Annotated in this window: 13 protein-coding genes; 2 read left to right on the plus strand and 11 right to left on the minus strand. The window is 48.3% G+C overall.

The genetic code is table 11. The features are described from left to right. Positions 1–36: 36 nt before the first annotated feature. Positions 37–1,335 carry an HD domain-containing protein gene (locus GON22_RS23905; protein WP_160398617.1) on the minus strand — a complete coding sequence of 433 codons (1,299 nt, stop codon included), beginning with the start codon at positions 1,333–1,335 and terminating at the stop codon, positions 37–39. A 285-nt stretch (positions 1,336–1,620) separates the two neighbouring features. On the opposite strand from GON22_RS23905, the gene GON22_RS23910 reads away from it, so the two are divergent. Continuing rightward, entirely contained in the window at positions 1,621–1,875 is a 255-nt protein-coding gene (locus tag GON22_RS23910; protein ID WP_127533100.1) for an AbrB/MazE/SpoVT family DNA-binding domain-containing protein, read from the plus strand. Positions 1,876–2,005: 130 nt separating this feature from the next. On the opposite strand, the gene rsmI is transcribed toward GON22_RS23910, so the two are convergent. The 10 genes from rsmI to GON22_RS23960 form a co-directional block, all read right to left on the minus strand. Continuing rightward, positions 2,006–2,989, minus strand: a complete 984-nt coding sequence (rsmI, locus tag GON22_RS23915; protein WP_160398605.1) for a 16S rRNA (cytidine(1402)-2'-O)-methyltransferase — start codon at positions 2,987–2,989, stop codon at positions 2,006–2,008. Continuing rightward, the gene (locus tag GON22_RS23920; RefSeq protein WP_160398606.1) at positions 2,989–3,819 is read right to left on the minus strand and encodes a tRNA1(Val) (adenine(37)-N6)-methyltransferase; all 831 of its coding nucleotides are present in this window, start codon (positions 3,817–3,819) and stop codon (positions 2,989–2,991) included. Before GON22_RS23920 ends, rsmI begins: the two co-directional genes overlap by 1 nt. Positions 3,820–3,902: 83 nt before the next feature. After that, entirely contained in the window at positions 3,903–4,322 is a 420-nt protein-coding gene (locus GON22_RS23925) for an initiation-control protein YabA (protein ID WP_160398607.1), read from the minus strand. A 34-nt stretch (positions 4,323–4,356) separates the two neighbouring features. Next, positions 4,357–5,160 carry a PSP1 domain-containing protein gene (locus GON22_RS23930; RefSeq protein WP_160398608.1) on the minus strand — a complete coding sequence of 268 codons (804 nt, stop codon included), beginning with the start codon at positions 5,158–5,160 and terminating at the stop codon, positions 4,357–4,359. Between the two features lie 4 nt (positions 5,161–5,164). Further along, positions 5,165–6,142 carry a DNA polymerase III subunit delta' gene (holB, locus tag GON22_RS23935; RefSeq protein ID WP_160398609.1) on the minus strand — a complete coding sequence of 326 codons (978 nt, stop codon included), beginning with the start codon at positions 6,140–6,142 and terminating at the stop codon, positions 5,165–5,167. A gap of 22 nt (positions 6,143–6,164) precedes the next feature. Further along, on the minus strand, positions 6,165–6,605 hold the full coding sequence (locus GON22_RS23940) for a YaaR family protein (protein ID WP_160398610.1): 441 nt from the start codon (positions 6,603–6,605) through the stop codon (positions 6,165–6,167). 33 nt (positions 6,606–6,638) lie between these two features. Then, entirely contained in the window at positions 6,639–6,968 is a 330-nt protein-coding gene (locus GON22_RS23945) for a cyclic-di-AMP receptor (RefSeq protein WP_006038204.1), read from the minus strand. A gap of 63 nt (positions 6,969–7,031) precedes the next feature. After that, positions 7,032–7,667, minus strand: a complete 636-nt coding sequence (gene tmk / locus GON22_RS23950) for a dTMP kinase (protein ID WP_160398611.1) — start codon at positions 7,665–7,667, stop codon at positions 7,032–7,034. 78 nt (positions 7,668–7,745) lie between these two features. Continuing rightward, positions 7,746–9,281, minus strand: a complete 1,536-nt coding sequence (locus GON22_RS23955; protein WP_160398612.1) for an aminotransferase class I/II-fold pyridoxal phosphate-dependent enzyme — start codon at positions 9,279–9,281, stop codon at positions 7,746–7,748. A gap of 112 nt (positions 9,282–9,393) precedes the next feature. Then, positions 9,394–9,588, minus strand: coding sequence for a sigma factor G inhibitor Gin (locus GON22_RS23960; protein WP_160398613.1), 195 nt, complete (start codon positions 9,586–9,588; stop codon positions 9,394–9,396). Between the two features lie 223 nt (positions 9,589–9,811). Here GON22_RS23960 and GON22_RS23965 point away from each other — a divergent pair, with 223 nt between their 5' ends. Further along, positions 9,812–10,342, plus strand: coding sequence for a transposase (locus GON22_RS23965; protein ID WP_160398614.1), 531 nt, complete (start codon positions 9,812–9,814; stop codon positions 10,340–10,342). Positions 10,343–10,510 lie beyond the last annotated feature (168 nt).

Here is a 10,510-nt window from a genome sequence, read left to right on the forward strand (position 1 = left end):
CTGTGCCTTTCATTCCCTTCATCATGTGTCTCTTCATTAATACCCAAAAATCTTGCGAATACGCTCGTCTAGCCGGTGGGCGACAGGCCGCAGCAGGTCATCTGGATAATACCAGCGATGCTTGCCCTGATGAAGCCCGCTCAATGAACGGATGATGTCCGATCGTGCCGAAATTTCGGCAATGTCCCCTTTTGCGTCAAGCAGAAGGATCGGAGGCTTTTCGTTGCCCTTCTTATTCGTTCCTGCATCTGGTTGGTACACATCGTAAGGAAGATCGAATGGGAAGTCAACCTCTAGATGGTAATCAGGCTGCAGGCCTGCCCGTTTTAGTTGGAGCTTCGCTTCATCAAACAGTTCTTCGCTGTGATTGTTCACGACAACATCCTTATATAACCGGCGATGGAGGAACCGCCTTGACAGGTCAGACAGCCATTCATCACGCTCATCCGCCCATGCCATGAAAACGGTTTGTGCAAGCGCTTCATCTAATAGGAAGTAATCGTCTGTCGTTAATTCATTTTGAAATAAACGAAGCAATGGCCTTGGCAACCACTCGAATCGATAACCGTCGAGATAGAGTTCTTTTGCCCTCCGCAAAATTTGCTTCAATATAATCTCCGAACTGCGTGTCACCGGGTGGAAATACACTTGCCAGTACATTTGATACCGCGACATCAAATAGTCCTCTACCGCATGCATGCCGCTCTCTTTGACTACAATTCGCCCTTGATAAGGACGAAGCACCCGAAGGATACGCTCTAGATCAAACGTGCCATAATGGACCCCTGTAAAATAAGCATCCCGCAACAAATAATCCATGCGATCCGCATCCATCTGGCTTGAAACTAGATTGACTACGATCGGCTTGTCGTATTTCTTCTTAATAATGGCGGCGACCCGCTCCGGAAACCGATCATCGATTTCGCGCAACACTTGATTGACCTCGGTATCGCCCATAATAATTCGACAAGTCCAGTCTTCGTGATCCGTGTCGAATACATCCTCAATAGAATGGGAGAAAGGGCCGTGCCCTAAATCATGCAGCAGCGCCGCGCATAATGCTGGCAGCCTCTCTTGCCTTGGCCAATCCGAATACTCATTACGCTCGAATTGTGAGATAATCCGCCTCGTAATTTCATATACGCCTAGTGAATGCGAGAATCGGCTATGCTCTGCGCCATGAAAGGTCAGATAGGAGGTGCCTAGCTGTCGAATTCTCCTTAATCGTTGAAATTCTTTCGTATTAATTAAGTTCCATATCAACTGATCTTGAACGTATACGGATTTATGTACGGGATCTTTAAATACCTTTTCTTCCGCAAGCTGACGTTCTATGACAATCACACCCCTTAAGTGCTAATATGTTCAAGAATTCGACACAGCCTCTTAATATTTTGTCGAAAAGTGTCGTGTATTCATTTCCAAACGACTCGCCTATGATGTATAGTAATAGTATCTTAATAATGCCCTAGTTTACAGGTGAAACAGAAAAGATTAGCGCATTTTAACATATTTTCTGGGTTGACTGTTCTGGGTATTCTTGGTACTATATTAATCATATAAAGTAAAAACGTGTCGAATAGTGACGATTTTATTTAAATGAGAGGGGAAACGATTACTATGATGAAATCTACTGGTATCGTCCGTAAAGTTGATGAGTTAGGCCGTGTTGTTATTCCAATCGAATTGCGCCGTACGCTTGGTATTGGAGAGAAGGACGCGCTTGAGATTTACGTGGACGGAGAGCGCATCATGCTCAAGAAATATGAGCCAGCTTGCATCTTCTGCGGCAATGCAGAGAACGTTGCTTACTTCAAAGGAAAAATTGTTTGCAATGTTTGCCTATCAGAATTGCCTACACCTGTGACAAAATAAGAATTATAGGTTATAATGTACTTATCCACATGTTAATTCTAACCTTTTTAATACTCCTTATGCCTTCCTGCGCTAGAACCCGGCCAGGAAGGTCCTTTTTTTGTGGACAAATAGTGGATAACGCTAAGCGTTATCCACTTTCATTTTTCCGCATAACGGCATTATAAACATCCCGCTTCTGCATCGATCGGTCCTGCGCCGTCCGCTTGATTGCTTCCTTCCGGTCCAATGCATGCCGGTCTTCGTAATGCTTGACATGCTCCTCCAACGCCAGTGCTGCCCACCAAGGCTCGCTTTGCCCGGGGATGCCTGCAATCTGCACATAGTCTGCCTCTTCGCCCTCTGCAACTGCCATACTGCCGCCTGCCCCACTGGCTGAAGCCCGTCCTTCAACTACGACTACGTACTCGCCTAATGGCGGATTCTCTTCTAGCCAAGCCAGGCATTCGCTGATCGTCCCTCTTGCTGCTTCCTCATGGCGTTTCGTCAGCTCCCGCACCATCGCAATTCGCCGATCGCCAAGCACCTCTAGCATCACCTTTAACGTTTTTCCTATACGGTGGGGAGATTCATAGAACAGCAATGTTCCATTCTCGTATCCTAATGGCGTTAACCACTCCATTAGCGCCTTGCGCTGCCGCGGAGGAAATCCAACGAATAAGAATCTGTCTGTAGGCAGACCTGATATAATAAGCGCCGATAGAGCTGCGTTCGCGCCCGGAATGGGAACAACCGCAATCTGCTTCTCCACAGCATCCCGCACAAGATCTGCCCCAGGGTCAGAGATAGCTGGCAGCCCGGCATCGCTGACTAGCGCTATCGACTTGCCTTCCTCCAGCATCCGAATAAGCTCCGGTCCGCTTGCCTGTTTGTTATGCTCGTGGTAGCTTACTAGCCTTGTTTGAATCTCAAAATGGGTCAATAGCTTCCTCGTTTGCCTAGTATCCTCTGCCGCGATCAGGTCGACTTCACCTAATGTGCGTACGGCACGATAAGTCATATCTTCTAGATTGCCGATAGGTGTGCCAACAAGATATAAGGTTCCGCTACCGTTAGCGTTCCCATTAGCATTTGCCGGTGTTGCCGAAGCTTTAAAACTCTTTTGAACAAACATTAGCTCTCCCCCTCCTTCTCCTGCCCGTCCGACCATACTCCATTGTTGCCATAGTAGAGTCTCTTGAGCTCCTCCGTATATTCCCGTTCTTTGGTGTATACGATCAGCGGAGGCAGCAGCTTAACAGACGGCTTGCCATCCCGTATTGCCTCAATTAACAGCATATTAGCTTCCGCTTCCGCATGTGGGTGAACGAATCGAATCCGCTTAGGCTCCAGCTTCCAGCGGCGGAATGACTCGAGAATGTCCATTAATCGGTTCGGCCGATGCACCATCGACACCTTGCCGCCTGTACGCACCAGCCTAGCACTCGCCTCAACCACTTCATCTAGCGTGCAGTGAATTTCATGGCGGGCAATCGCGTAATGCTCATTTTCATTCTGGTCGCCAGTTTGCGTCTGCATATAAGGGGGATTCACCGTTACTGCATCATAAATGCCTTGGCCCGCCGTACGAGGGTATGTGCGCAAATCCCCTTCAATGATATGGATTTGATCGTCCAGTTGATTATGTTTAACACTGCGCTTCGCCATATCAGCCAGCCGTGGCTGGATCTCTACTGCATCGATAGCTGCGCGTGTACGCGTTGATAGCAACAAAGGTATAACCCCATTGCCTGTACATAAATCAACGACTCGCCCTCTAGGCGGAATGCTTGCGAACCGAGCAAGCAACACTGCGTCCATCGAGAAGCTAAACACCTCTCGGCTCTGTATAATTTGAAGCTCCTTCGTCATCAAATCATCGAGTCGCTCCCCCTGCAGCAGCGCCTGGCCTTGGCCCTCGCTTGCTTGATCGCCAGCTTGCAATTGCTCTATATCCTTGTTCAATTATGCTCCCCCATCTCTCTCGCCGCTCCATGCTTGTTAACCAAACAAAAACAAAGACCCTTTCGGGTCTTGTTTGTTATGCTTTATTTATTCAAGAAGGACAGGCAGAACAAGCAATCGCCTTCTGTTCGCAGATGCCCGTAGTAGACATTGCAGATATGAAATCCTTCATGGTACAAACGTGCCAGATTATCATGCCCGCCGCTAACTGCCGGCAATGGTTCAGGCTCTGTAACAGCCGGATTGGTTGACCCCACACCGCTTTCATGAGGGTGGTCATGGTGAAATGACTCATCCGCTGCGGCAGGCTCCTCTTGAGGCTCCAAGAAAGGAGTTCCTTGCCTTAACAGCTTGTGCAGTTGATTGTTTTCTATACTAAGCCGCTTATTCTCTTCAAGCAATGACTTAATATGCCGTTTCAGCAATCCGAGTTCAGCATGAATTCCGCCAACCCGGCCCTCCAGCTCGTCCATTTGTACAAACAGATCATTTTTATTATCCAAATCAGTTCCCACCTCAGGACCTTGATGGAACGGGTTATTTCACGACGACATCATCCAGCGGAAGCTCTTTCGGCTTGCCGCCAATGTCGAGCAGTTGTACGTATACTGTCTTGCTCCCCGCATTAATACCGGTAACTTTGCCTTCACCTAGCGACGTAATGACAATCTTGCCAATCGACGGGAGTTCCTCACGAATGCTCTCGTAGTTATCATGCTCAAACTTCAAGCAGCACATCAATCGCCCGCACAGCCCAGATATCTTCGTTGGGTTGAGCGATAGGTTCTGGTCCTTCGCCATCTTAATGGATACAGGCTCAAAATCACCTAGCCATGAAGAACAGCAAAGCACCCGTCCGCAAGGTCCGATGCCGCCTAACATCTTAGCTTCGTCACGAACACCGATCTGGCGAAGCTCAATCCGGGTACGGAATACACCGGCTAAATCCTTAACTAACTCACGAAAATCAACTCTGCCTTCCGCGGTGAAGTAGAATATTATTTTATTGCGATCAAATGTAAACTCCACATCTACCAACTTCATCTTCAACTGGTGGTTGCGGATTTTCTCCAAGCAAGTTGTGAACGCTTGGCTTGCTGATCGTTTATTTTCTTCTACTACTTTCGCGTCGGCTTCGTTCGCGATCCGTATTACTTTCTTAAGGGGGAGGACAACATCCGATTCACCGACCTGTTTTTGTCCAACCACCACTTTACCGTACTCGATGCCGCGAGCCGTCTCGACGATCGCATGCTGATCTTTCGCTACGGGCAGATCGACGGGATCAAAGTAATAGATCTTGCCCGCTTTCTTGAAGCGGACACCGACGACATTATACAAGGCATTAGCCCTCCTGTAGATTCACCAGTAATTGCTCGAGTGCTAACTGTGTTGACACATGGGCACGTATCCGCCTGCCACACTCCAGCACCTGCTCCATGCATGTCACCCAACCATCCGGGGTACGGGCGAATGCATGTTTACTTATCCAATCCGACTGATCTATGAAAACCATATCTTCAGGCCTTCCAGCCTGATAATGAATCATGTCTTTAAACCAAAGCAACAACATGGCGAGCAAAAGCTGCGGATCTTGTCCGGCCTCAGCCTTAACGACCTGCTGCTGAACCGTCACAATCGCTGCAGTGAATCGGCTTATGCTCTCCTTTCCTAATTGTATCACTACGTTTCTCGTTTCTGCAAACCCATTCTGCTGGATAAGCGTGCGGCATGCCTCTGGGCCCGAAGCTAAACGGCTGGCAGTCCTCACAAGAGCAGACGGGAATCCTTCAGCCTCGAGAGCAGCTACAATCTGTTGAGGGCCTAACGGGGCAAACGGAATGGCCTGAACACGTGACCGAATCGTCGGAAGCACTGCTTGTCCGTTGTCTGTCAGCAACAGTGCAACAATCGGCGATTGCGGTTCTTCAAGAAACTTCAACAAGCTGTTCGCTGCCTGCAGCGTCATCGTCTCCGCCCGCTCAACAATATAGACCTTGCGGGATTCCCCTGCATTGCGATACGACATTTCCCGCTGCAGCTGTTGAATCTGCCCAAGCTTTATCGACTGCCCATCAGGCTCAATTTGATACAAATCCGGTTGGTTGCCATGCTCAAACTTCCGGCATTCGATACATTGGCCGCAAGCATCTTCTCCGCCAGCAGTACAGAACAACGCTTTGGCAAAAGCAAGCGCAAGTACTTTTCGCCCAGTTCCGCGAGGTCCACTGAACAAATAAGCATGCGATATTTTCCCGCTTCGCAGCGCATAACGCAGCATTCCTTTTGCCTTCTCTTGCCCTGGAACTTCGTCCATACTCATGCTGCGCATTTCCTTCCTTCTTCTAGAAGAACAAGTTAATGAGCAGCCCTCGGATCTCTCCAATTTTGCTTAATAACTCGATCCTTCCTTGTTCGGTCTGAAGCAGCTCTTCGGCCATCTCGATTAATTTCTCATCGATTTCATCAAGCAGCTTGTACCGCTTAATGCGACCGCGCCGGTCAAAGCCGCGATGCTCCTTCAATCCAACGCCGCGCCTGACGGTATCCTCCAGAAATTTTTTGATCATTTGCTGATATTGCTTCAATTCTCGAACAGTCATGGATCTTGCTAACCGTTCCCCTTGATTATGAATATCCTGCAACTTGCGCTGCAGCTGCTCTGTCGTACGTTCCGAGTCGTTTTGATGCAAGACGTCGGAGAAGCTTCTCGTTACGATCGCTTTGTTCGACTGGTCTGGCCGCGAACGCTGTTCAAGCGGACGCCAACCTGATTCGATTTTCATCTGTCGCCACGCCCTATTCTGTCACGTTTATCGTTAATAATGCTCGAACCGCTCCACCGGAACGACGAAGACAGCAGCCCCACCCACCTGTACCTCGACAGGGAACGGGATATAAGAATCTGCTGAACCGCTCATCGGTGACATCGGCGTTACGAGCTGATCTCTTACCTTACAGTTGGAACGGATAACCTGCAAAACCTCATGAACGCGATCATCTTCAATTCCGATCATAAATGTCGTATTACCGGCTCGGAGAAATCCTCCTGTGCTTGCCAGTTTAGTCGCACGAAGACCTTCTCGAACGAGCGCATTGGACAACCTGTTGCTATCCTTATCTTGCACGATTGCGATGACTAGTTTCATCCTCAATCCCTCCCATGACTTTCAACGGTAATCGGCCATCCTTAATATTTTGACATCGATTGCCTAAAATCCTGCCCATCGTTCCAGGATTATCGACATACATTGCCCTAGGACTTCATCAGACGATTGTTCGGCATCAATTACAACGATCCGGTCACTATATGCTTCAGCTAGCTGAAGGAAGCCTTCCCTTACCTGTTCATGAAATGTTATTGCCTCTAAATCAATTCGGTTAATCTCCCTCACTTCCGCTTCTTGAATGCGACGTAATCCTACCTCTGGCCTTACGTCCAAATACAGCGTTAGCTTAGGCATTATCCCATCGATAGCGAATGCATTAATGGCCATGACAGCTTCCACGCCAATTCCACGCGCATGCCCTTGATAGGCAAGGCTGCTATCAATAAACCGGTCACATAGCACAACATGCCGATTCTCCAGTGCTGGGATAACCTTCTCGACCAGGTGCTGCCTTCTCGCAGCAGCATACAGCAATGCTTCCGTTCTGCCATCCATCCCGGTATGGTTCCGGTCCAGAATAACGGAACGAATTTGCTCAGCGATTGGGATTCCTCCCGGCTCGCGAGTCGTCGTAACTGTATGTCCAAGTGCAGATAGCGCCTCAGCCAAGCGGCTAATAACAGTTGTCTTGCCAGCGCCTTCTCCACCCTCTATTGTAATGAAAACACCCTGTTCCAATGTTAACGCCTCGATTCGTCTTAAATCCTTCTAGTAGGTTTCCCTTATCCTTCATCATATCAAAGCTACACTAGTCCGTCATCCATTCGTCTCGACTTGTATGACACGTATCGTTTGAAGCGTAGGATCTGTTGCCCCTTGGCATTTAGCGCCAAGTTCCCCAAGCCGTCTCAGCTCTTGGGCGACCGATGCGCTAATGGCTTCTCCTGCATATAAGAGAGGTATTCCCGGTGGGTAGGGGATCACCGTCTCTGCACTCCGGAAGCCTGCTGCTTGATTCATATTAACCGTTACTGCCTGATCGGCAGATATGCCTCTGAACGAGAATGGGATCGGCTCCGATATTGCACCGGCCGTGCTTGCCTCACTTAGAGGCTCAGCCACTGTGTTCTTGCCTTCATAGCCTCTAGTCCGTATAAAACGATCTAGACTCTCTGCTACCGCATCACAAGCTGCTAGAATACGTTCGAGCTCCGAATCACTCATGTAACTGCCAAATAACAATAACACGCGAGTTTCATCGGCCATTTCGGCCCAGCAACCGTGCTGCTCCAAATGCTTTTGCAGCTCATAACCGCTATACGCTCCCTCACGGTCTTTCAATATAACCCGAAGAGGATCAATTAAAGGAGTTGATCCATCCTCCCTGATGGCTGAAGCTACTAAACGGCTACTCCTTTGATTCAAATACATCCGCAGCCTATGTGCCGCCTGTAGCCCAGATTCAAACATGTTGGGACCCTCAGACTGCACCATTGCCCGGGCAATATCGATGGAAGCCATAATCGGATAAGAGGGGCTTGAGCTTTGTATCGAAGCTAATACATCCTTCAACCGTTCTAGATTGATCCGCTCCCCCTTAATGTGCAGCATAGCTCCCATCGTCATAGCTGTTAATGTTTTATGCGTGGATTGAACAACGGCATCTGCTCCTGCCGCCAGAGCCGACTGTGGGAATGCCGGGTGAAATCCATAATGCGCCCCGTGGGCTTCATCAACTAACAATGGTATCTGGTACGCATGAATTAGATCAGCATATGCTTGCATGGATACAACCCGGCCATAATAATTGGGTGTACTCAACAAAACTGCTTTCGCTTGGGGATATTGTTCCAAAGCTTGCTTTACTGACTGCAGCTCTGGCACCGTCCATGTCCCCTCTCCCTCTTCTCTTGCGGGCTGCATAAATACAGCTCTAGCCCCAGCTAATCGCAATCCATTTAATACGGATTTATGTACGTTCCGTTGAACGAGAATAAGATCGCCGGGATTACAAACCGCTAAGATCATGCCATGATTGCCCGCCGTGCTCCCGCCAACGAGAAAGAAGGCGTGGTCAGACCCATACAATTTGGCTGCAAGCTGCTGGGCTTCTGCAATTACTCCCTCAGGGGCATGCAAATCATCCGTATGCGACAGTTCGGTTACATCCAGTGGCATTAGATTTTCATAATGGGCTAAGCCATATCGATCATATCCGCTCTGCCGCCCTCGCCTCCAGCTCTCGCCATTACGATGCCCTGGTACATGCAGCGATACTGGCTGGCTTTGCGCGTGCTTACTCAGTGTTTCATACAGGGGGGCGTACCATTCCTTCTCCGGTTCCAACCTCATCTATCCGTCATCCTCTACTCAGGTCAGTATACTTGACCTTATTGTAACATTACGAGGTTAAACATACCTATCCAAACAAAAAAGAGCCTTTCCATTCATATGGAAAGGTCTCTTAAGCATTCCGTTGAACCCATATCTGCTTCATTTGATGAATATAAAAAGGGTATCTAGCGTCGTTTACATCTGTCGCCACCATATCAACTTCACAATCTTCGCAAATAAACTCTGTTACAATATGGATGCCTTCCTCTTCCCGCTTAAACTCACCACAAATGATGCACTTACAGGTTGGCTGTTGTTCCTCCATGTGAATGCCTCCTGTCTGGGGGAATACAAACTAACTATCTACTATTATGCCACACAATCTACTACTTTAGTCATTGCCCTAAGCAGTTCTCCAATTTAAATATCGTATGTAGGCGATCGTCTAATGGTGATAATAAATCGAAGAAAAATTGGCAGCGCCTTAAGTACGGATGAACGAATACCGATATAGGTAAATAGTGAATCCTACTATTGGAGAACCAATCATGAGACAAACCTTACAAGAGCAACACAATGCAACAGTTTACCAGTACCGTCTAATTCGTAAATTAAACATTCCCCCTAAGCTATTGAAGGCCTATAAACTCGCCCCCTACTTTCTTGTGGCAGCATTAATTGTCTTATTTAAGTTCAGTGGGCTACTCTATGCCCTAATTGGTTTGCCTGTCGTTATTGTTATCCGTTACATCATTAACCGCCTAACATTAATTCGTGTAGATGAGTGGCAACGGCGTAGATTTGGCTGGAGTTACTCGCCTCCCTTTATTGGCTACATGCCCACCTCAGAGATTCAGTTAGGCATTTACCGCAAAACAGAGCGCCATGCATGCTGGATCGGGTTATGCATCTATATCGCTCTCATTCCATGGATAAACACCAGCGGTTCAATCGGTTTAATTGTATGGCATCTGTGGACATGCTGCCCAAGCCAAATCACATTGCTTTTGCTCCGCAAACAAAACAGCGATGGCGTTCTTAAACTAGACTCGAGCGAGCTATGTTACTATCATCGCTAAACGCAAAAAACGGTACCTTGTACAGGTGCCGTTTTTGCTTCCCTTAAAACACAAAAAAACCACCGTCCGTAGACAGTGGTTCATCGTGCTTGGCGTCTTCCTACTCTTCCAGGACCCTGCGGTCCAAGTACCATCGGCGTTGGAGGACTTAACGGTCGTGTTCGGGAT

Source organism: Paenibacillus sp. MMS18-CY102 (assembly GCF_009789195.1).
GTDB lineage: Bacteria > Bacillota > Bacilli > Paenibacillales > Paenibacillaceae > Paenibacillus_T.